We start from the raw sequence: 22188 nt of genomic DNA, 5'->3' as shown, positions 1-22188 counted from the left end.
GGGCCTGCCGCAGGCGCGCGCGAACCGATGGCCGCGCGCGGCTGGAGCGGATCGCCTATCTGTGGCCCTGAGCGCTGTTGCGCTGCGGCAACCCCTGCCTCGCGAAAGGCATCACCACTGCAACGCACGCCCCGTGTTTGACTTAAATCAAGCCAACGTTTGATGTAGCCGCTTAGCGTAACAGGAAGCGAATCGCCCAGCGATTCCAACGCCGTTCGCGGCGCGGGCGAACATGAAATTCGGGGGACAACAATGAACATCGTCAGCAAGACATTCGCGGCTCTCGGGGGCCTTGCCGTAGTCGCCGGAGCGGCCATGGCCATGCCGGCGCAGGCTGCGGATATCAGCACGAAAGACGCGTACGCGGCGGAGGAAGAGTATTATGCACCGGCCTCGATCTGGGGGCCGGGCTGGATGATCCGCGCGCGCGGCATCGGCGTGATCCCGGATGAGGACGGCACTGGCGCGCTCGACGATCTCGACATCAGCGACACCGTTGTTCCGGAACTGGACATCTCATACTTCTTCACGACCAACCTGGCGATGGAACTGATCCTCGCGACCGCGCCGCACGATATCGAGACGGCCGACGGCACGAATGTCGGCGATATCTGGCTGCTGCCGCCGACGCTCACGCTGCAGTATCATGTCGATATGGGCGCGTTTAAACCGTATGTGGGCGCGGGCGTGAACTATACGGTATTCTACAACGAGGATGCCGCCAGCGGCTTTTCCAATCTGGAACTTGACGACAGCTTCGGCTGGGCACTGCAGGCGGGGTTCGATTATCACCTTCGGGACAACTGGTTCTTCAATGTCGACGTCAAGAAGCTGTGGCTCAGCACGGATGCGAGCACCAGCAGCCCGGCCATTGACGAAGAAGTCGACATCGACCCCTGGATCGTCGGCTTGGGCTTCGGCTACAAGTTCGGCGCGCCGGCCGAGCCGCTGCCGCCGCTCAAATAGGCTCTGGCGCGCAAACAATCGCGCACGACTCACAAGACACGAGGCGCGCCCCTGCCGGGCGCGCCTTTTTCATGCGCCCGCGAGTTCCCATCTTCTTTCCAAACACCCAAACAACCAGCAAAACGCCCTGCGCCGCGCGCGCAGCCATTGACGGCGCAGCGACGCTCGGCCAACCTGCCGCCGATTTCGCACCGCAACATAAGGCGTGGCCAGCTGCGCCGATGGACCCAACTGAATGAGCAAAAGAAATATCGCCATCATCGCTCATGTCGATCATGGCAAGACCACCCTGATCGACGTGCTGATGCGCCAGTCCGGCCTGTTCCGCGAGAACCAGCAGCTTGCCGACCGCGCGATGGACTCCAACGATCTTGAGCGCGAGCGCGGCATCACCATCCTCGCGAAGGTCACGTCGCTCGATTGGGGCGATACGCGTATCAATATCGTCGACACGCCAGGCCACGCCGATTTCGGCGGCGAGGTCGAACGCATCCTCAACATGGTCGACGGCGCGATCGTCCTGGTCGATGCTGCCGAGGGCCCGATGCCACAGACCAAGTTCGTGGTGCAGAAGGCGCTCAAGGTCGGGCTGAAGCCGATCGTGGCGATCAACAAGATCGACAAGCCCGACGAGCGCCACACCGAGGTCGTCAATGAGGTCTTCGACCTGTTCGCCGCGCTCGACGCAAGCGAGGAACAGCTTGATTTCCCCGTCCTCTACGGATCGGCCAAGGAGGGCTGGATGGCGGAAGACCCATCCGGCCCGCGCGAGGACATGGCGCCTCTTTTCGACCTGGTGATACGCCACGTGCCGCCGCCCGACGTCGATGACGGCCCGTTCCGCCTGCTCGCGACCACGGTCGACGCCGATCCTTATCTCGGCCGCATCCTGACCGGACGCGTGACATCTGGCACGGTGGTGCCCAATCAGACCATCAAGGCCCTCTCGCGTGACGGCGGGGTTGTGGAGCACGGGCGCATCTCCAAAGTGCTGGCCTTTCGCGGGCTAGGGCGCGCACCGATCGACCGCGCCGAACCGGGCGACATCGTCGCGATCGCGGGGTTGAATACCGCGACGGTCGCCGACACGCTTTGCGCGCCGGAGGTGGAGGCTCCGATCCCGGCGCAACCGATCGACCCGCCGACGCTGTCCATGACCTTCCGCATCAATGACGGCCCTTTCGCAGGGCAGGACGGCAAGAAGGTGCAAAGCCGGGTCATCCGCGAGCGGCTATTCCAGGAGGCCGAGGGCAATGTCGCCCTCAAGGTGGATGAGACCGACGACAAGGACGCCTTCCTGGTGTCTGGGCGGGGCGAACTTCAACTGGCGATCCTCATCGAAACCATGCGCCGCGAAGGTTTCGAACTGACGGTGTCGCGACCGCGGGTCGTGTACCAGCTCGACCCCGACACCGGCCAGCGGCTCGAACCGATCGAGGAAGCGATCATCGACGTGGATGAAGAATTCGCTGGCACGGTCGTCCAGAAGCTGTCCGAGCGGCGCGGCGATCTGATTGACATGCGCCCCTCGGGCGGCGGGCGGCAGCGGCTGGTCCTGCATGTGCCAACACGCGGCCTGATCGGCTATCACGGCGAGCTGTTGTCCGACACGCGCGGGACGGCGGTCATGAACCGCATTTTCCACGGCTACGCGCCCTATCGCGGCGAAATCCAGGGGCGGCGCACCGGCGTGCTCCTGTCCAACAGCCAGGGGGAAGCTGTCGCTTACGCGCTGTGGAACCTGGAAGACCGCGGCCCGCTGATGATCGAGCCGCAGACCAAGGTGTATCAGGGCATGATCGTCGGCGAGCACAATCGGGGAAACGATCTGGAAGTCAATGTGCTCAAGGGCAAGCAACTCAGCAATGTCCGCGCCGCGGGCAAGGATGATGCCGTGAAGCTCACGCCGCCGATGAAGATGACGCTGGAGCGCGCGCTCAGCTACATCAACGACGACGAACTCGTGGAGATCACGCCGAACGCGATCCGCCTGCGCAAGCGCCATCTCGACCCGCATGTGCGCAAGCGCGCGGAACGCGCCGCCGAGTCCGCCGCCTGATACGCATCATGCTGGGCGCGCAACGCGGAGCATGGCGGAGGTTCGCAAGGCGCTAGCGCAACTCGACAGCGGTGACGCCGATAACTGCCTGCAACGTGCTCTGCAGGCGCTTGACCTGGTTTTCATCCACACCGGCAAAGGCGATCTCCGCCAGCATCTCGCCACCGTCCTCGCTCAGAACTTGGAAATAGCGCGGCATCAGGTCGAGCTTCACCATCGGCTGAACGATCCGCGCCAGAATGTTGGGGTCAGCCTCGCCGGTCACGCGCATCACGCGCACGGGCGCGGCGGTGGTTCGGGTTTCGGCGCTGGGGACGGAGAAAGGTTGCGCGCTCTCGGCGGCGCGCGGCGTCGGCATGACGGTCATGGGTGAAATCCTTCCAAATTACGAGCGTTGATCGAGAGAAGCGCTGAGGATTCGCGCAATGCCCTGCGGCTCCCGGCCCGCTATCAAGCGGCCGGGCCCTTAAGTCGCAGGGCGCTCGTAATTCGGAAGTGCATCATGTTGCGAAACATGCCGCCAGAGGGTGGCCATGTCAACCGGCTGAACGCGCCAGCGGCTCCGGCTCGGCGCGCGCCGGCCGCGACAAAAGCGACTCGATTGCCGCGTCGATGCTCATGCGCTCGCTGAGCACCTCATGGACCGCGGCGCAGATCGGCATCTCCACCTCGTGCTTGCGGGCCAGTTCCACAACCGCGCCGGCTGTGTAGACGCCCTCGCTGACCGAGCGTCGCGTCCCCAGCACATCCTCCAGCGTTCGGCCCTTGCCCAGCGCCTTGCCGAGCGACATGTTGCGGGACTTCGTGCTGGAGCAGGTCAGCATCAGGTCGCCGAGGCCGGACAGGCCCGTCAGCGTCTCGGGCTGCCCGCCCAGCGCCACGCCGAAACGTCGCAACTCGGCGAAGCCGCGCGTGGTGACCGCCGCATGAGCACTATCGCCAAGCGCGCGCCCCACGACGATCCCCGCCGCGATTGCCAGCACATTCTTCACTGCCCCGCCGATCTGGACGCCGCGCACGTCATCGGTCCAGTAGAGCCGGAAGTTGCGGTGGCCAAGCGCCTCGGCCAGTTCGCGCCCGAGCGCCTCATCCTCCACCGCCAGCGTCAGGGCCGTTGGCAGGTTGCGGGCGACCTCTGCCGCAAAGCTCGGGCCGGACAGCACGCCCAAAATTGCGCTGGGCAGCGTGTGCGCCAACACGTCGGTGAGGAATAGCTGCGTTTCCTGCTCGAAGCCCTTGGCGCAGGCAAGAACCGGCGTTCCCTCTTTCAGGTATGGCCCGATCTCCGCGGAAATCGCCCTTGTGAACTGCGTTGGCACGGTCATGAGGAGCAGGTCGCAGGTGGCCATTTCGGCCGTCTTGGCCGTCGCGCGGATGCCGCGGTCCAGTGTGACGCTCGGCAGATAGACACGGTTGGTACGGTGTTCGTTGATCTCCTCGACCGTCTCAAGCTCATAGGCCCAGAGCAGCACGTCGCGCCCCGCCCGTCGTGCGGACTGGGCGAGTGCAGTGCCCCAGGCTCCACCGCCAACGACCCCGATCTTCTGATACGCCATCTCCAGCTTCTCCCCTGGCCTTGCGATCTAAGCCTTCACGCCGGCGCCGATCGCTTTGGGCGCATTCACATCGAGCGGCCAGCGCGCCCGCGCCGGCACATCCAGCGGATCGGCACGTCCGCGATCGCGCCATAACGCTCCCGCCCACGCGACCATCACCGCATTGTCCGTACACAGCCGGGGCGGTGGCACGAAGAGCGAAAATCCGTTCGCTTCGCTGACGCGCTCAAGCGCCGCGCGCAGCGCCGCGTTCGCCGCCACGCCGCCCGCGACGACGAAATGGCGCGGCGCATCTGGCCCCGTTCGCTGCGCGTAGAGCCGCATCGCCGTCTCCGCCCGGTCGCTCACGGCCGCGACCGCCGCGCGCTGGAACGACGCGCAGATGTCCGAAATGTCCTGATCACTCGCAGGCTCAAGCGTATTCGCCGCCTGCCGCACCGCTGTCTTCAGCCCGGCGAAGGAGAAATGCGGCTCCGGCCGGCCAACCATCGGCGTGGGGAAGTCGAAACGGCGCGCATCGCCTGTCGCGGCCGCACGCTCAACCGCCGGCCCGCCCGGATAGCCCAGCCCCAGCAGCTTGGCCGTCTTGTCGAACGCCTCGCCGAGCGCGTCGTCCACCGTCGTCCCGAGCCGCTCGTAAGCGCCGACATCGCGCACGATGATGAACTGGCTGTGCCCGCCCGAGACGATCAGCATGAGATACGGCGGCGGAAGATTGTCGGTCAGTCCGGCGGTCAGCGCGTGGGCTTCGAGATGATTGAGCGCGATCAGCGGTAGGTCGCGGACAAGCGCGATCGCCTTTGCGGTCGTCAGCCCGACCAGCAGCCCCCCGGCCAGCCCGGGACCCGCCGTCGCCGCCACGCCCGAAAGATCGTCCCATCCGAGCCCCGCATCACTGAGCGCAGCGGCGATCATCTTGTCCAGCACCTCGACATGCGCCCGCGCCGCAATCTCCGGCACAACACCGCCGAACGCGGCATGATCCTCGATCTGGGACCGCACAAGGTTGGACAGGATTTCCCCGCGCCCATCCGCGCCGCGCCGCACGACAGCCGCGGCCGTCTCGTCGCAACTTGTTTCGATCCCGAGCACGGTCTGGCCCGGCACTGGTTCTGGGGAGGTCATTTTGATCGGCGTGCCGCTGGCAACGCGAGGTTCAAGCTGATATTGCCTTCACAATAGAGTTGTGCCTTGGACGCGCAACAGGAAAAATGCGCGAAACGGCGCGCACTGTGCGCGACAGCCGTCCATCCGCTCGGGAAGTCGCGACGGGAAGCGTCCGGAAAATCAGGAGGAACGTCCCTTGCCGAGAGAAAACCCCATCCGTATCGGCACACGCGGCAGCAATCTCGCGCTCGCGCAGGTTTACGAGCTGCGCGACCGGCTCTGCGCGGCGCACGGCATGACCCATGACGATTTCGAGATCGTGATCATCAAGACCTCCGGCGACATGATCCAGGACAAGGCGCTGCGTGAGTTCGGCGGCAAGGGCCTGTTCACGAAAGAGATCGAGGACGCGCTGATCGCCGGCGAGATCGACATGGCCGTGCACTCGATGAAGGACGTGCCGACCATCGAGCCCGATCCGCTGGAAATCGTGTGCATGATGCCGCGCGAGGATGTGCGCGATGCCTTCATCAGCCTCAAGGTCGAGGGCTTGACCGATCTGCCGGAGGGCGCGGTTGTCGGCACCTCCTCGCTGCGCCGGCAGGCCCAGGTGAAGCAGCTTCGCCCGGATATCGAGGTCATCACCTACCGCGGCAATGTCGAGACGCGCTTGCGCAAGCTGGAAGAAGGTGTGGCGGACGCAACCCTGCTCGCCGTCGCCGGCCTTCAGCGGCTCGGCCACGCCGACAAGATCACTGCGCCGGTCAGCCCCGACGAAATGCTGCCCGCCATCGCGCAAGGGGCTATCGGCATCCAGATCCGCAAGAAGGATGATGAACGGCGCGAACTGCTTTCCGCCATCCATGACCGGCCGACCCATGTCCGCGTCATCGCCGAGCGCGCATTCCTCGCCGAGCTGGACGGCTCTTGTCGCACGCCGATTGCGGGGCTCGCTGACCTGGACGGCGACCAGATGCGTTTTCGAGGACAAATCCTGCTCCCCGACGGGTCAGAAGCGCATGCGACTGCGCGCAGTGGCCCGGTCAGCGACGCTGAGGCAATGGGCAAGGATGCCGCCCAGGAGCTGTTGCAGCGCGCCGGCCCGGACTTCATGGCGCAGATCGTGTGATGCGCGTCCTGGTCACGCGTCCGCTCGACGACGCCAAAGCCACGGCCGAAGCAGTGCGGACACGCGGGCATGAGCCGATCATCGCGCCGCTGAGCGTGATCCGCTACGAGACACCCGAGCCGCCAGGGCAGCGCCCGGCCGCAGCCATTTTCACAAGCCGCAATGCAGTGCGCGCACTGCGCGATGTGGAATGGGCGAAGACGCTACACCGCGTGCCAGCCTATTGTGTCGGCGCGGCGACGGCGGAAGCGGCGCGGCAGGCCGGTTTCCTGCACGTGATCGCAGGCGGCGGCACGGGCGCGCAACTCGCCGAGCACATCGCCTATACGCACAGCCCGGAAAACGGCCCCCTGCTCTACCTTACCGGTGATCACCTTGCCTTTGACATGGCGGCGGCGTTGGGCGCGCGCGGCTTCACCGTTCTCCGGCATATCGTCTATCGCAGCGAACTGGTTACCGCGCTGCCCGAGCAGGCAGAGCGCGCACTGGGCGCCGGGCGGGTCGACGCGGTCATCCTGATGTCGCCGCGCACGGCAGGACATTTTGTTGACCTCGTAAAGCAGGCGGGCATAAGCGAACAGGCTGCGCGCCTTCGCTTTCTCTGCTTGTCCACGCGGGTTGCAGAGCGGCTGGCGCCGCTCCGGGCAGAGCAGATCAGGATTGCAGCCCGGCCCACGCAACGGGCGCTCCTCGACTTGTTGGGGCCATCAACGGCCGCGTAGATCGCGACACCGCTTGCGACCTTCTCGCGAAACGTTAACCAAAGCCGGATATGGCGGTGATCAGGCAGCATTTGCGCGGCGCGGTCTTTCCGGCGATCATGTTACCAGGGCCTGCGGCCTGGCATGGAGAAAGCAATGTCTGACGAGACGAAATCCGAGACCGGAGGTAGCGCGCAGCGGCCGCACGCGACGCTCGATCTGAAGGCCGAGCGCATCGACGAGCCGTCCGCGGAAGAAAAGTCCGACAACCAGGCCGAAACCGGCGCCGATGACACCGAAGCCCCGGAACAAACCCCGCCCCCGCGTGAAGGAGGCAGCGCAGCCGGTTTCCTGACGCATCTGGCGGCTGGCCTTCTGGGCGGGCTGATCGCGCTCGTGGTCGGCTATTATGCAATGGGAACTTTCCGCGACCGTCTGCCGTTCGTTTCCGAGACCAGTGCCGAGCAGATCAAGGCGGCCCAGGACAGGCTCGAACAGCGTATCTCGGCGGTTGCCGAAAATAGCAGCGAAGCACGCGCACAACTTGCCGACCGCGTTTCCGCGCTTAACGCGCGCACCGAGGGGCTGGCCCAAACGGACGAGGAGGCCGTGGCCTCGTTGACCGCGCGCGTGGACGCGCTGGAGCAGCAGCTCCAGACGGCAACCGAAGCGACGGACGAGACGGCGCGCGCCGAGCAGATCGCCAGCGTCCGGGAACGACTCGCCGGACTGGAGGAAAGCCTGAACACGGTGCGTGCCTCACTCGAAGAGGTGCGTGCCCAGAGCCAGAAAAACGTCGCCGCCGCGCGAGCTTCGGCTCTTGCGGTTGCCCTGAACAATCTCCAGCGCGCGGTGGACAGTGGCACGGCCTACGCCACGGAGTTGCAGGCCGTCCGCGACCTGTCAACCGAGGCGCTGGAAGCCGAAACGCTGGCCGCCGCGGCGCAGGATGGCGTGCCGACCTTGCGCGACCTCCGCGAGAGCTTCCCGCGCTTCGCCAACAAGGCACTGGACGCCGTCGGGGCAACCGGCGACGACTCGATTATCGGGCAGATCGTCGAAAGCGCGCGCTCGGTCGTGAATGTCCGGCCGGTCGGCGAGATCGAAGGCGACTCCCCCAGCGCCATCATCGCGCGCATGGAAAACCGGCTGAAGGCGGGCGACCTGCCGGGCGTCGTTGCGCAGAGTGACCAGCTCTCGGGCGAAGCGGCGGTCCAGCTACTGCCATGGATCGAACAAGTAAAGACGCGGATCAACGCGAACAAGGAACTGGACGCCATGGAGTCCCGCATGCTCGCCGCCATCCAGCAATAGGACGCGCCGCGCCCGACGAAGCCCGGAAGAGAGACCGTCATGCTGAGACTGCTACTTTATCTGATCGTTGTCGGCGTTATCGGTGCGGGCGCCGCCTGGCTGGCTGGAAATCCGGGCGAGCTGGCGATCACTTGGCTGGGCTACCGGATCGAGACGAGCGTGTTCATCGCCATCGCGGTTGTGCTGCTTGGCTTCGCGGTGGCGCTGTTGCTGTGGAGCGCACTGCGCGGCATCTTCGGGGCGCCCGCGCGGCTGCTTGCGCGGATGCGCGAACGCCGAGAGGAGCGCGGCCGCGATGCGCTGCGCCAGGGCATCTTCGCCGTCGGCGCGGGCGACGCGCAGCTCGCCGCGCGTTATGCCAGTGAGGCGCGGCAGGTTCTGGACAATGAACCTCTGACGAAGCTGTTGCGCGCGCAGGCTGCGCAGATCAGCGGCGACCACGCCACCGCCAAGCGCATCTTCGAGACCATGCTCGATGACGACGAAACGCGGCTTATGGGGCTGCATGGTCTGTTCCTCGAAGCCCGGCGCGAAAACAGGATCGAGGCGGCCGAGCAGCTTGCCGCCGGCGCCGTCGAAATCAAGCCCGCCCTTCCCTGGGCTGCCGAGGCGCTGTTCGAACTGCAGTGCCGCAAGGGCGATTGGGCCGGCGCGCTCAAAACACTCGGCTCCATGCGCCAGAACAAGCTCGTCGATCGCCAGACCGCCGACCGCCGCCGCGCGGTGTTGCTGACCGCGCAGGCTCAGGCCATCGAACTGACCGATCAAGAACAGGCCGGCAAGCTGGCGCAGGAAGCGCACAGCCTCGCGCCTGATCTGGTCCCGGCGGCGGAAATCGCCGGGCGCGTGCTGGCGGCACAGGGCTACGTCTCGCGGGCGGCGCGCCTGCTGGCCAAGACCTGGGAGCTGTCGCCGCATCCAGACATCGCCCTCACCTACGCCTATGTGCGACCGGGAGACTCCCCGCGCGACCGGCTGAACCGCGTGCGGGCGCTGACGCGGAACAACCCGGATCACGTCGAAAGCCGCGTGGCCGTGGCAGCCGCCGCAGTCGATGCGCATGAATGGGACGAGGCCCGCAAGGCGCTGGAACCGCTGCTGGCCGAGCGGCCCTCCCGCCGGGTCTGCACGCTGATGGCGCGGATCGAAGCGGGCGACACGCGCAACGCCGGGCGGGTGCGCGAATGGTTGGCGCGGGCGCTTCGGGCCCCGCGTGATCCGGCTTGGGTAGCTGACGGCGTGGTGTCCGACCGCTGGGCGCCACTCTCGCCGGTGACCGGCCAGCTCGACGCGTTCGAATGGCGCATTCCCATGGAGCGGATCGCCCCGGCTGATCAGGATGCGCTTCCGCTGGAGATCGCCGAGCTGGATCGACTCGAACGGCTCGAACAGGCCGAGGACGTTCATGTCGAGCAGCCGGACGAGAGCGTGAGCCAACCGGCCAGGCTGGCGGCCGTGGATTCGTCCGAACCAGCGAGCGAGACCGCCGAGAAGAGCAGCCACGCGGAAACGGACGAGCAGACGGCCCCCGACAACGGAAAGGCCACCGGAAAGGCCACCGCTGCAGCCACGCAGCCCGACGCCAGTCCACAACGCGCCGAAAAGCCAAGCGCATCGGGTGGCGAAACTGTGGTTTTTCCGCTACGCGCCCCCGATGATCCCGGCCCGCACGGCGGTGAAATCGATGAAGACAGGACATCGCCACTCTACGGCGTGCCGGCGAAAAACACACGTTAAGATTTAGCGTGTATGAATGCTTTCAACGCAGGCACGATTGCGGGTTGCAATGCCTTGGAATTGACGTATAGCGGGTATTGGCTGGTCAACGGCTGAATGCTTCAGACCGGCAGTGTCGCGAAACGCTCAGGCGGTCCGCGGCGGAGGATCATGGAGTCGAACGAGATGTCTGTCAGGTTCATGCGTTACGCAATCCCGGCCCTGGCGCTGCTCCTCGCGGCGGGCGGGCTCAGCGGCCCCGCGACGGCCGGCGACTCCAAGATTTTCGCCCGCTACGACATCGCCTACAACGGCCTGAGCATCGGCACCTTCCGCTTCCACTCAAACTGGAACGGCACCGGTTATCACCTGCGCGCCGGCGCCCGCATCAGCCTGCTCAACGGCATCCTGTTCGAGTGGAATGCCCGGACCGAGAGCGCCGGCCGCCTCACCTCGAAGGGCCCCAAGCCCGAGCGCTACAACTTCGGCTACGAGTCGGGGGACAAGGCCGGCTCCGTGCGCCTGCGCTTCAATGGCTCGGGGGTCAGCGACGTCAACATCGACCCGCCGCCCAATAGCAACCGTGTACCCATCGAGAGCCATCACATGCGGGGGGTCATCGACCCGCTGAGCGCGGTGATCGGCCTTTCGAAATTCCGTCGGCCGGCCCGGGGTGCGCAGTCCTGCAACGAGGAGCTTCAGATCTTCGACGGAAAGATGCGGTATGATATCACGCTGCGCTACAAGACCACCCGCCGGGTCACCAGCGCGGGGTATAATGGCCCCGCCTATGTCTGCCGCGCGAGCTTCCGCGCCATCGCCGGCCACAAGCCGAACAAGGAAGAGACCGGCTTCCTGGAGCGTACCAACGACATCGAAGTGTGGCTGATCCCGGTGAGCAAGGCGCAGCTTTACGTGCCCTACCACATTCACCTGCCGCTTCCGATCGGTTCGGCATCCATGACCACCGAAGAGTTCCGGCTGGAATCGGCCCGCGAAGGCGAGCTGACGGTTATCGGGTCCAGCTAAACGCCCGCGAGCGGTCAATCTGCGCAGACTCCGTGCTAATGGGGTCGATTTCACATTGCCATCATGTTTTCCTGCTCCTAATTGTGTGAATGGGCGGCGCGCTGTTTTAAGGGCTTTTCCTTGCCGCAGCGGCCGCCATATCTGTCTTGCGCTTCGGAGCTGATGTACCGTGCGCAGCGTCTTCGCCCGCGCTGGCGGCTTGCGAAGACCATTGAGACCGAAATTTTGGAGCGCGCCCGCGGCGCGGATGCGCTCTAGCGACCCTCCGGCAATGGGGAAAACATGCCGCAGACCTCTCCCGCCTCCGCTTCCGCCCCCCGTGCCGTTTCCAGCCGACCGGACTGCGCCCGCAACGTCTCTGCGGTGCTCGGCCCGACGAACACCGGCAAGACGCATCTCGCGATCGAGCGGATGCTGGGCCATGAGACGGGCGTGATCGGCCTGCCGCTGCGCTTGCTGGCGCGCGAGGTCTATGAAAAGGTCGCCGCCCGCGCAGGCGCCGAGAATGTCGCGCTGATCACCGGCGAGGAAAAGATCAAGCCCGCGGAACCGCGCTATCATGTCTGCACCGTCGAATCGATGCCGCAGAACGCCGATGTCGATTTCCTGGCCGTGGACGAAATCCAGCTTGCCGGCGACCCGGAACGCGGGCATGTGTTCACCAATCGGCTTTTCCACGCCCGCGGACGCCTCGAGACGCTGTTGCTTGGCGCACAGACCATGCAGGGCGCGATCCGCGATCTGCTACCCGAAGCGAATTTCATTTCACGCCCACGCCTGTCGAAGCTGACCTATGCCGGGCAGAAAAAGATCAGCCGGCTGCCGCGCCGCTCGGCCATTGTGGCGTTTTCCGCGAGTGACGTTTACGCCATCGCCGAACTGATCCGCCGCCAGCGCGGCGGCGCGGCGGTCGTCCTCGGCGCGCTGAGCCCGCGCACGCGCAACGCTCAGGTTGAGCTTTATCAGTCTGGCGACGTCGACTTCATGGTGGCGACCGACGCGATCGGCATGGGCCTCAACCTGGAGGTCGATCACGTCGCCTTCGCCGGCCGGCGCAAGTTCGACGGCCGGGTCCACAGGATGCTGACCCCGGGCGAAACCGGGCAAATCGCCGGACGCGCTGGCCGCTACATGAATGACGGCACCTTCGGCGTGACGGGTGAGTGTGATCCGTTCGACGCTGATCTGGTGGCCAAGCTGGAAGACCACGACTTCGAGCCGGTCAAGATCCTCCAGTGGCGTAACAGCAATCTCGACTTCTCGACGCTGGAAGCGCTGCAGAACAGTCTGAACGAAATCCCGGCCTCCCATCGGCTGCAGCGCACGCGTGAGAACGATGACGTAGCCGTGCTGGAGCGCCTCGCCGGCGATCACGAGATCATTGATCTGACGACCACGCCCGAGCACGTCGCACGGCTTTGGGATGCCTGCCAGGTCCCCGACTACCGCAAGATTTCTGCGGCTACCCATGCGGAGCTGGTCGCCAGCCTTTACCGCTTCCTCATCAGCGACAACGGCCTGATCCCCGAGGACTGGATCGAGAAGCAGGTCCAGCAGGCCGCCTCGACCGAGGGCGACATCGACACGCTGGCTAACCGCATCAGCCTCATCCGCACCTGGACCTTCGTGTCGAATCGGCAGGGCTGGCTCGCCGACCCGGAGCACTGGCAGGCGCGCACGCGAGAGATTGAGGACAATCTGTCCGACGCGCTGCACCAACAGCTTGCCCAGCGCTTTGTCGACAGGCGCACCAGCGTGCTGATGAAGCGCCTGCACGACAAGAGCGCGCTCGACGCCGAGATCGAGGACGACGGCAAGATCTTTGTAGAGAACCACTACGTGGGGCAGCTCCACGGTTTTCGCTTCACGCCCGACACGCACGCCTCGGGCGCTCAAGGCAAGGCAGCGCGGCACGCGGCCTCAAAGGTGCTCGCGCAAGAGCTTGCGCGGCGCGCCGACCAGCTTGTCGCGGCAAAGCCGGAAACGCTCGCGCTCACGCGTAACGGTGCGATCACGTGGAACGGCGAGGAGGTGGCGCGTCTCGAAGGCGGTGAGGATGGTCTGAAGCCCGGCGTCCAGCTTCTCGCCGATGAGCACATGAACGCGCCGGACCGGGACAAGGTCATCGCGCGGCTGCGCACCTGGGTCGACCATCACATCAGCCAACGGATCAAGCCGCTCGTCGACCTGGCGGCCGCAGCTGATCTTGACGGTATCGCGCGGGGAATCGCCTTCCGGATGGTTGAGAATTTCGGCTCGTTGAAGCGCGATACGGTCGCCGAGGAGGTGCGCGGGCTGGACCAGACCGCCCGGGCGGGACTGCGCAAATATGGCGTGCGCTTCGGCGCCTATAACATCTTCTTCCCGGCGCTGATGAAGCCGGACGCGGCAGAGTTGCTTTTGCTGCTCTGGGGGCTGAAACACGGCGCGGAAGGCGGACTCGACCCTTATGCGCTGCCCGAGATGCCGCGGCCGGGCCTGACCTCGGTGACGGCAGACCTGACGCTGCCGGAAGCCTTTTACCGCGCCTGCGGGTTCCATGTTTGCGGCGGCCGCGCGGTGCGCATCGATATTCTCGAGCGGCTCGGTGACCAGATTCGGCCGCTGGTGTCCTGGAAGCCGGACGGCGAGAATGCTGAACCGCCGGCCGGCGCGCTCGGCGGCGGGGCCTTCAAGGTGCAGCCTGACATGATGGCAATCCTGGGCTGCTCCCAGGAGGAACTGAACGGCGTCCTGAAGGCGCTCGGCTACCGCCTGGAACGCCGGCCTGTGACGCCCCCGTCGGCGAACGCGCCGGCTGCGCCGGAGAATGGTGAAAAAGCGCCAGGCGAAGCGCCACCGGCTACGGACGGCGAAGCGCCACAGAAGGAGATGGCGGCCGAAGTCTCCGATGGCGAAACACAATCGACCGAGCCGGAATATGAGGAAATCTGGCGCCCGCGACGCCGGCCAGAACGGCGCAAGCGCCCGCGCCAGCAGGACCGCGCCGCACATAGCGAGTCGCACGGTGCGCAGCGCAAGTCCCGCCAGGCCGACCGCGAACAGGCTGGCAGCACCAAGCCGGCCAACGACAAGCGCGGTCCGAAGAAGAAACGCGCCGCGCCGGGCAAGGCGCAACCGAAGCCCGCAGCAAATGCCGGCAAGCGTCAGCCCGCCGTGGATCCTGACTCGCCCTTCGCCGCGCTGCAGGGGCTGAAGGAGAAAATGGAACGCGACATGCAGGAGCGCGCCTGAGTGCCGCGTCAGGGCCGAAAACGCTCAGCCCGGCAACAGCCAAAGCCGGAGGCGGCGGCTCCGCAGCACGCGGACGCTGACGAGGTTCCCATCCAGAGACTGGACAAGTGGCTATGGTTCGCCCGCTTTGCGCGGACCCGGAGCCTTGCCGCGCGGCTGGTGGAGGATGGCAAGGTTCGCGTCAATCGTGAGAAAATCCTGAAACCCGCGCAGAGCGTGCGCCCCGGGGACGTGATTACAGCCGCGATCGGCGGTCGCGTGCGTATTGTCAGGATCGCGGACCCTGGTGCGCGCCGCGGCCCGGCACAGGAAGCGCGAGCCCTCTACGAAGATCTGACACCACCGGCCGAACCTCAGACTGGCGGGTCAGAGAGAACGGCGACCGCCCCGACGCGCGCGCCAGGTGCCGGCCGCCCTACGAAGCGCGAGCGGCGCAAGCTGGATGCTGCCCGCGCCCAGACTGACGACGGCGACAGCCCATAAACCAACCCGTCCGCAAACGCGACGCAAAACGCGCCGACTTTAACCTTCCGTCAACACGTGTAGGGCACAAAGGATACAACCGAAACGCGCATTGTCTCGCGAACGGGTCGCGTTTCGGCCTGCTCCCGCACCCGAAGGAGCCCCGGCATTCCCCGTGTCGGGGCTCCGCCCCTTTCTAGGGGGGCCTTCCGAGCCATCACCCCCCGGTCACGCTCATGTGCCGGCTGACGGCGGGCTGGTTGTTGCGCCGGTCGATGACGAAGTCATGTCCCTTGGGCTTGCGCGAAATGGCTTCGTCGATTGCGGCGTTGAGCAACTCGTTGCCCTCGCTGGCGCGCAACGGCGCACGCAGATCCGCCGCGTCTTCCTGACCGAGGCACATATAGAGCGTGCCCGTACAGGTCAGGCGCACACGGTTGCAGCTCTCGCAGAAGTTATGCGTCAGCGGGGTGATGAAACCAAGCCGTCCGCCGGTCTCGGCCACCTGCACATAGCGCGCCGGACCGCCCGTCTTGTACGGGATGTCCTCCAGAGTGAACTTTTCGGCCAGCCGCGCGCGCACGGTTGAAAGCGGCAGATACTGGTCGGTGCGGTCGCCGTCGATGTCGCCCAGCGGCATCGTCTCGATGAGCGTCAGGTCCATGCCGCGGCCATGCGCCCAGCGCAGCATCTCCTCAATTTCGTGCTCGTTGACGTCCTTCAGCGCGACGGCGTTGATCTTGACATGGAGACCCGCCTCCTGCGCGGCATCGATACCCGCCATGACCTGCTCCAGCCGGCCCCACCGCGTGATCTGCTGAAACTTTTCGGGGTCGAGCGTGTCCATCGAGATATTAACGCGGCGCACGCCGGCGTCGGCCAGTTCGTGGGCGAAGCGGGTGAGCTGGCTGCCGTTGGTCGTCAGGGTCAGCTCATCCAGCGCGCCGCTTTCCATGTGCCGGGACAGCGAGCGGATCAGCCACATGATGTTGCGGCGCACGAGCGGCTCCCCGCCGGTCAGCCGGAGCTTGCGCACGCCCTTGGCAATGAAGGCCGTGCAGACGCGGTCCAGTTCCTCCAGCGTCAGCAAGTCCTTTTTCGGCAGGAAGGTCATGTTTTCCGCCATGCAGTAGACGCAGCGGAAATCGCACCGGTCCGTCACCGAGACCCGCAGATAGGTGATCTTGCGCCCGAACGGATCGATCATCGGGCTTTGTCCGCTAGCCATGTGAGCGTCAATATCCATGCTTCGCGCCTCCTCCCATGCGCGGTGTGCTTATTCCTGACCTTTGCGGTCTGACATTGGACTGTAACACCCGTGCCCGATCATGCAAGAGTTTGCCGGGACAAACAGCTTTTCGGATATCACGGCCATTTCACGACCGGCGGCATCGAAGACAGGATTGCATCGACATTTCCGCCGGTTTTCAGCCCAAAGATCGTCCCGCGGTCATAAAGCAGGTTGAACTCGACATAACGCCCGCGCCTGATCAGTTGTTCCTCGCGCTGCTCATCAGTCCAGGGCGTGTGCATGTTGCGGCGGACCAGTTCAGGATAAATGTCGAGGAAGGCGCGTCCCACATCCTGTGTGAAGGCAAAGTCGGCCTCCCAGTCGCCGCTGTTCAGATAGTCGTAGAAGATGCCGCCGATGCCGCGCATCTCGCCGCGGTGCTTGAGGTAGAAGTACTCGTCACACCACTGCTTGTACCGGTCATAATCGGCGACCTCATGCGCCTCGCAGGCCGCGCGCATCGCGGCGTGAAACGCCTGCGTATCCGGGTCCTCCTGCGTTCGGCGCGCTTCGAGCACTGGGGTCAGGTCCGCACCGCCGCCGAACCAGCTTTTCGTCGTGATGACAAATCGCGTGTTCATGTGGACGGCCGGCACGTTCGGATTCTGCATATGGGCGATCAGCGAAATGCCGGAGGCCCAGAAGCGCGGGTCCTCGGCCGCGCCGGGGATCTGGTCGGCGAATTCCGGCTTGAAGGTGCCGAACACGGTGGAGGTGTGCACCCCCACCTTCTCGAACACCCGTCCCTTCATGATCGACATCACACCACCGCCGCCCGGCTCGCCCGTGTGGTCGGTGCGGTTCCAGGGCGTGCGCTCGAACCGGCCCGGCTCCAGGTCGGAGAGCGGCCCGTCCCTCAATTCGTCCTCAAGCTGCTCGAACGCCGCGCAAATCTGGTCGCGCAGGTCCGAGAACCAGGCGCTGGCACGTGCGCGCTCCTGTTCCAGCGCGTCACGGATTGACGGGTCTTCAGGCACCGCGGGCTGCAGGCTCATGGCATTTCCCGTGTTGGAAAACTGTTAGTCTGCCGTAGTCCTTCACCTAACACCATCGCAGCCGCAACCGCAACGTTCAGCGAGCGCAGCTCCGGGCGCATCGGAATTGTGACGCGGGCCGCGGCGGCGTCGTGAACTGCATCGGGCACGCCCGCGCTCTCGCGGCCGAGCAACAGGACATCGCGCGACTGGAAGGCGAAATCCACATAGGCGCGATCAGCTTGACGGGTCAGCAGCACGATTCGCGCGCCCTGTATCTGCATTTCTTCCTGGAACGCCTCGAAGCTCGGATGCCTGTCGATCGTCACGTGCTGCAGGTAATCGAGCCCGGCACGGCGCAGCGCCCTGTCCGACATGTCGAAGCCGGCCGGCGCGATGATGCTCACCGGCACGCCGACGCAGGCCGCCAACCGGAGGATTGTCCCCGTATTCTGAGCGATATCCGGTTGATAGAGAGCGAGCCTCATGTCCTGACCTGTCCGCCGTCGATACGCCCAAGACAACCTCAACGGTGTGTCCTATGCGCCACTTTGTCACCGCATTTGACCTAGACTCGCCGCGGCCTCTGACAATATAAGGCCGTGCTGGTATCCAGCAGCCGCGCATGCGCTGTCACGGGCGCGCGCGTCATATCCGGATAAAAGGTAAGCGCGAAAGGACGATTCATGGCAACTGTCGCCGACGAGCCGAACAGGCGTGACTTCATCCACATCGCGACGACGGCATTCCTTGTGATCGGCGGGGCAGCGGCGCTCTGGCCGGCGATCGACCAGATGAACCCGAGTGAGGCGACCCTGGCAACCGGCACGATCGACGTCGACATCGCGCCCATCGAGCCTGGTCAGGCCATCACGGTCATGTGGCGCGGCAAGCCGGTCTTCATCCGCCACCGCACGCCGGAGGAGATCGAGGCGGCCAAGTCGGTCGACGTGGCCGAGCTGAAGGATCCCAACGTCTTCGCCATGGGCGACAACGCCGGCCTGCCGGCGACAGACGAGAATCTCACGCGCCCCGGGCACGAACAGTGGCTCGTCGTGATCGGCATCTGCACGCATCTCGGCTGCATCCCGAAGGGCAACAAGCCGAGCGAAAACCGTGGCGAATACGGCGGCTGGTTCTGCCCGTGCCATGGCTCGCACTACGACACCGCCGGACGCATTCGCAAAGGGCCCGCAGCGCGTAATCTGCAGCTTCCCCTTTATTCGTTCACGTCCGACACCTCCATTCAGCTCGGTTAAGGACCTGCGATCATGAAGCCAGAGACCTCCTACCAGCCGAATACCGCCTTCGAGCGCTGGCTCGACGAGCGCCTGCCGATCCCGCGGCTGCTACATGACCAGATCACCGCGTTCCCGACGCCGCGCAACCTGAACTATCTGTGGACGTTCGGCGGCATCCTCACCTTCGTGCTGATGATCCAGATCATCACCGGCATCATTGCCGCGATGCACTATGTGCCGGATGTCGAGATGGCCTTCGAGTCCGTCGAGCGACTGATGCGCGACGTGAACTACGGCTGGCTGATGCGCTACACGCATGCCGTTGGCGCGTCGATGTTCTTCCTCGCGGTCTACATCCATATTTTCCGCGGTCTGTATTACGGCTCGTACAAGGCGCCGCGCGAGGTGCTCTGGATTCTCGGCGTCATCATCCTGATCCTGATGATGGCAACCGCCTTCATGGGCTACTCGCTGCCGTGGGGGCAGATGAGCTACTGGGCGGTGACGGTGATCACCAACCTGTTCTCGTCACTCGACCAGATCATTCCGGGCCTTGGAACGACGATCGTCCAGTGGATCTGGGGCGGCTTCTCGGTCGGCGATCCGACGCTCAACCGCCTGTTCAGCCTGCACTACCTGTTCCCGTTCCTGATCGCGGCCTGCGTGGGGCTGCACATCTGGGCGCTGCATGTGCCGGGCAACAACAATCCGACCGGCGTGGCCGTGAAGGACGTGAAGAAGGATACGGTGCCGTTCCACCCGTACATCACGGTGAAGGACGGTTTCGCCCTGTCGATCTTCGCGATTATCTTCGCCTACTTCGTCTTCTATATGCCCAACTACCTCGGCCATGCGGACAACTACATCCCGGCCGATCCGCTGGTCACGCCAGCGCACATCGTGCCTGAGTGGTATTTCCTGCCATTCTATGCCATCCTGCGCGCGATCCCTGACAAGCTCGGTGGCGTGATCGCCATGTTCGGCGCGATCTTCGTTCTGTTCCTGATCCCGTGGCTGGACACTTCACGGGTGCGGTCGACGAGCTATCGCCCGCTGTACCGGCCGTTCTTCTGGCTGCTGGTGTTCACCTGCATCGCGCTGGGCTACCTTGGCGCCAAACCGGCCGAGGGCGGCTATGTGATCGCGGCGCGGTTCTTCACCGCCTACTACTTCATCCACTTCCTGGTCGTCATGCCGCTGATCGGCATCATCGAGCGGCCGAAGCAGCGCCCGGGGAGCATCGCTGAGACAATCTACGGCCCCCAAGAAGGCCGCGGCGCCGCGCCTGAAGCGGTTCCGGCCGCGCCAGAGAAGCGATAGGGAAGCGAGGGATTCCGGCCATGACATACAGCTTGACGCGTTTCATCTCGCCAATCCGCGCCGGTCTGGGCGCCACGGCCCTCGCAGTCACGCTCGCCGTGGCAGGCGCTCCGGTCGATCGCGCCTTCGCCGCCGCTGGCGGGGGCGCAGACATCAAGAAGCAGGATTGGACCTTTGCTGGGCCGTTCGGCTACTACGATCAGGACCAGCTGCGCCGCGGTTTCAAGGTCTATCAACAGGTCTGCTCGTCCTGCCACGGCATGGACCTTATTTATTACCGCAACCTGTCGGATGAGAGCGGGCCGAACCTCCCGGAAGAGCAGGTCGAGGCGATCGCATCGGAATACACCGTGGTCGACGGGCCGAACGATCAGGGCGAGATGTTCGAGCGCCCGGCAACACCGAACGACCCGTTCGTGAACCCGTACAAGAACGACGAGGAAGCGGCGCTGGTGAACAACGGCGTCGTACCGCCTGACCTTTCCGTGATTGCAAAGGCGCGCAACGTCTCGCGCGACCCGGCCTGGTACATGTCGCCGGTGGTCATCGCCGAGGACCTGCTGACCATGTATGCGGAGGGCGGACCGGATTACATCTACGCGCTGCTGACCGGCTATGGCCAGCCGCCTGAGGACGCGGAGATACAGCCCGGCCTGCACTATAACGCCGTCTATCCCGGCAACCAGATCGCGATGCCGCGAGTCCTGTTCCCGGACATCGTCGCGTATAATGACGGAACGCCGACGACCGAAGAGCAGTATGCCAAGGACGTCACGGCATTCCTGATGTGGGCCGCAGAGCCGAAACTGGAGGAGCGCAAGCAGATGGGCGCGAAGGTGATGCTCTATCTCTTCATCCTCGCAGCGCTGCTCTACATGTCAAAGCGCGTGCTCTGGAAGCGGCTCAAGCACTGAGACGCACGGAATGTCTGAATGCAAAGTGGCGCGGCCTCTCGGGGCCGCGCTTTTTCTTTGAGGCGGTTCGAGCCGACGGTCCTATGCAGAGCCCCGGCGGCGCATGCGCAGGCGCTGCGCCTGCGCGAGCTTCGCCATCTTGCGCAGGCGCGCCTCGGGCAATCGCAGCGCCAGCCGCACCCAGCGTTCGCCGATCTCTTCCATCTCGGTGCGTGAGACTGGATGCGCGATGCGCCGTGCCTCGAACACGTTGAAGACGGCCTCGAACCGTTCGGCCATCCACGCCAGCTGCCGGTCCATCGCCGCGACGCCCTCGCCATCCGGCGCGATCGCGTTGACCAGTTCGAGATCGTAAAGCTGCTGCGCGCTGAGCACCGGGCTATCGAGAATCGCGCGCTCCGCCCGCGCCTGGCCCAAACGACGCGACAGGAAGGTATAGGCCCCCATCCCCGGAAACAGCCCATAGCTGATTTCCGGCAGAGCGAAACGGGCCTGCTCTTCCGCAACAATGACGTCGCACGCCATGGCGGCTTCAAACCCGCCGCCCAGGGCGTCGCCGCACACGAGCGCGGTCGTGACCATGCCCGCCTCGCAGGCGTGATAATTGCGGTAGCAGATATCGATGCTCGCCATCGCATACTCGCGCAGCGCCTGCTCGTCCCCCGCCTCAACGCATGAGACGAAGAACTGCAGATCGCCGCCGAGATTGAACACGCCGGGGGTGCGCGAAGCGAGCACGGTGAAGCGCGCCGCCAGCGCCGCATCGCGCGGGCTTTCGCGGTAGAAAGTTCGCAGCGCCCGCTGCACCGCCTGAATGTCCCTCAGCATTTGTGGCGTGTAGGACGGCCGCTCGCGATGCGTCTGGAAGCCCCAGACGGCACGGGTCGCCGGGTCGTATTCCAGCTCCAGTTCACGCAGATCCAGCGCCTGAAGCCGCGACGCCAGCCGGGCCGCCGCTGCACGCTGCGCCTCGCTGGGCTCGGTCTGATCCGCCTCAAACGCCGGCATCTGCGGCTGCGGAACCGGGTCTTGACCGTTTCGCCCGCCGGATCTGGCAAACGCCTCGGTATCAAAACGGATGGACGAAGCGCGGGCAGGCTCGCCCTGCACCAAGTGGATGGGCAGTCTCATTTTGGTCTACTCATTTACTGTTATGCAACTATGGGTAGCACGCT

At 65.2% G+C, this 22188-nt stretch carries 19 protein-coding genes; 12 read left to right on the top strand and 7 right to left on the bottom strand.

The window, feature by feature from the left end; genetic code table 11:
- Positions 1–252: 252 nt before the first annotated feature.
- Both BXY53_RS13915 and typA read left to right on the top strand, forming a co-directional pair.
- On the top strand, positions 253–966 hold the full coding sequence (locus tag BXY53_RS13915) for an OmpW/AlkL family protein (RefSeq protein ID WP_119062653.1): 714 nt from the start codon (positions 253–255) through the stop codon (positions 964–966).
- A 235-nt stretch (positions 967–1201) separates the two neighbouring features.
- Entirely contained in the window at positions 1202–3025 is a 1824-nt protein-coding gene (gene typA, locus BXY53_RS13910) for a translational GTPase TypA (protein WP_119062652.1), read from the top strand.
- 52 nt (positions 3026–3077) lie between these two features.
- Here typA and BXY53_RS13905 read toward each other — a convergent pair whose 3' ends face one another.
- The 3 genes from BXY53_RS13905 to tsaD form a co-directional block, all read right to left on the bottom strand.
- A complete protein-coding gene (locus BXY53_RS13905) occupies positions 3078–3392 on the bottom strand; it encodes a hypothetical protein (protein ID WP_119062651.1) in 315 nt (104 codons plus the stop codon).
- A 169-nt stretch (positions 3393–3561) separates the two neighbouring features.
- Positions 3562–4581 carry an NAD(P)H-dependent glycerol-3-phosphate dehydrogenase gene (locus tag BXY53_RS13900; protein WP_119062650.1) on the bottom strand — a complete coding sequence of 340 codons (1020 nt, stop codon included), beginning with the start codon at positions 4579–4581 and terminating at the stop codon, positions 3562–3564.
- 27 nt (positions 4582–4608) lie between these two features.
- Positions 4609–5706: a tRNA (adenosine(37)-N6)-threonylcarbamoyltransferase complex transferase subunit TsaD gene (tsaD, locus tag BXY53_RS13895; RefSeq protein WP_119062649.1), complete on the bottom strand. Its 1098-nt coding sequence runs from the start codon at positions 5704–5706 to the stop codon at positions 4609–4611.
- A 178-nt stretch (positions 5707–5884) separates the two neighbouring features.
- Between tsaD and hemC the strand changes: the two genes are divergently transcribed.
- The 7 genes from hemC (at position 5885) to BXY53_RS13860 (ending at position 15294) form a co-directional block, all read left to right on the top strand.
- On the top strand, positions 5885–6817 hold the full coding sequence (gene hemC / locus BXY53_RS13890; RefSeq protein ID WP_245410484.1) for a hydroxymethylbilane synthase: 933 nt from the start codon (positions 5885–5887) through the stop codon (positions 6815–6817).
- Positions 6817–7539 carry a uroporphyrinogen-III synthase gene (locus BXY53_RS13885; RefSeq protein WP_119062648.1) on the top strand — a complete coding sequence of 241 codons (723 nt, stop codon included), beginning with the start codon at positions 6817–6819 and terminating at the stop codon, positions 7537–7539. The genes hemC and BXY53_RS13885 overlap by 1 nt, the downstream gene beginning before the upstream one ends.
- A gap of 135 nt (positions 7540–7674) precedes the next feature.
- Entirely contained in the window at positions 7675–8832 is a 1158-nt protein-coding gene (locus BXY53_RS13880) for a COG4223 family protein (RefSeq protein ID WP_119062647.1), read from the top strand.
- A gap of 39 nt (positions 8833–8871) precedes the next feature.
- Complete coding sequence (locus tag BXY53_RS13875) at positions 8872–10569, top strand: heme biosynthesis protein HemY (protein WP_119062646.1); 1698 nt, start codon at positions 8872–8874, stop codon at positions 10567–10569.
- Between the two features lie 165 nt (positions 10570–10734).
- Positions 10735–11577 carry a DUF3108 domain-containing protein gene (locus BXY53_RS13870; RefSeq protein ID WP_170144463.1) on the top strand — a complete coding sequence of 281 codons (843 nt, stop codon included), beginning with the start codon at positions 10735–10737 and terminating at the stop codon, positions 11575–11577.
- 282 nt (positions 11578–11859) lie between these two features.
- Entirely contained in the window at positions 11860–14811 is a 2952-nt protein-coding gene (locus tag BXY53_RS13865; protein WP_210209253.1) for a helicase-related protein, read from the top strand.
- The gene (locus BXY53_RS13860) at positions 14812–15294 is read left to right on the top strand and encodes an RNA-binding S4 domain-containing protein (protein WP_342634980.1); all 483 of its coding nucleotides are present in this window, start codon (positions 14812–14814) and stop codon (positions 15292–15294) included. It abuts the gene before it with no gap.
- A 196-nt stretch (positions 15295–15490) separates the two neighbouring features.
- On the opposite strand, the gene moaA is transcribed toward BXY53_RS13860, so the two are convergent.
- The 3 genes from moaA to BXY53_RS13845 form a co-directional block, all read right to left on the bottom strand.
- Complete coding sequence (moaA, locus tag BXY53_RS13855) at positions 15491–16519, bottom strand: GTP 3',8-cyclase MoaA (RefSeq protein WP_245410483.1); 1029 nt, start codon at positions 16517–16519, stop codon at positions 15491–15493.
- A gap of 119 nt (positions 16520–16638) precedes the next feature.
- Positions 16639–17559, bottom strand: coding sequence for an oxygen-dependent coproporphyrinogen oxidase (hemF, locus tag BXY53_RS13850; protein ID WP_119062643.1), 921 nt, complete (start codon positions 17557–17559; stop codon positions 16639–16641).
- The gene (locus BXY53_RS13845) at positions 17556–18026 is read right to left on the bottom strand and encodes a tRNA (cytidine(34)-2'-O)-methyltransferase (RefSeq protein WP_119062642.1); all 471 of its coding nucleotides are present in this window, start codon (positions 18024–18026) and stop codon (positions 17556–17558) included. Before BXY53_RS13845 ends, hemF begins: the two co-directional genes overlap by 4 nt.
- 198 nt (positions 18027–18224) lie before the next feature.
- Between BXY53_RS13845 and petA the strand changes: the two genes are divergently transcribed.
- Genes petA through BXY53_RS13830 form a run of 3 tightly spaced genes read left to right on the top strand, consistent with a single transcriptional unit; the run spans position 18225 to position 21013 of the window.
- Positions 18225–18797, top strand: a complete 573-nt coding sequence (petA, locus tag BXY53_RS13840; RefSeq protein ID WP_119062641.1) for a ubiquinol-cytochrome c reductase iron-sulfur subunit — start codon at positions 18225–18227, stop codon at positions 18795–18797.
- A 12-nt stretch (positions 18798–18809) separates the two neighbouring features.
- Positions 18810–20099: a cytochrome b gene (locus BXY53_RS13835; RefSeq protein WP_119062640.1), complete on the top strand. Its 1290-nt coding sequence runs from the start codon at positions 18810–18812 to the stop codon at positions 20097–20099.
- 20 nt (positions 20100–20119) lie between these two features.
- Positions 20120–21013, top strand: coding sequence for a cytochrome c1 (locus BXY53_RS13830; protein WP_119062639.1), 894 nt, complete (start codon positions 20120–20122; stop codon positions 21011–21013).
- An 81-nt stretch (positions 21014–21094) separates the two neighbouring features.
- On the opposite strand, the gene BXY53_RS13825 is transcribed toward BXY53_RS13830, so the two are convergent.
- Entirely contained in the window at positions 21095–22144 is a 1050-nt protein-coding gene (locus BXY53_RS13825; protein ID WP_119062638.1) for a crotonase/enoyl-CoA hydratase family protein, read from the bottom strand.
- Positions 22145–22188: the final 44 nt, after the last annotated feature.

This window comes from Dichotomicrobium thermohalophilum, assembly GCF_003550175.1.
GTDB lineage: Bacteria > Pseudomonadota > Alphaproteobacteria > Rhizobiales > Rhodomicrobiaceae > Dichotomicrobium > Dichotomicrobium thermohalophilum.
This window is presented reverse-complemented; position numbering and strand designations above follow the sequence as displayed.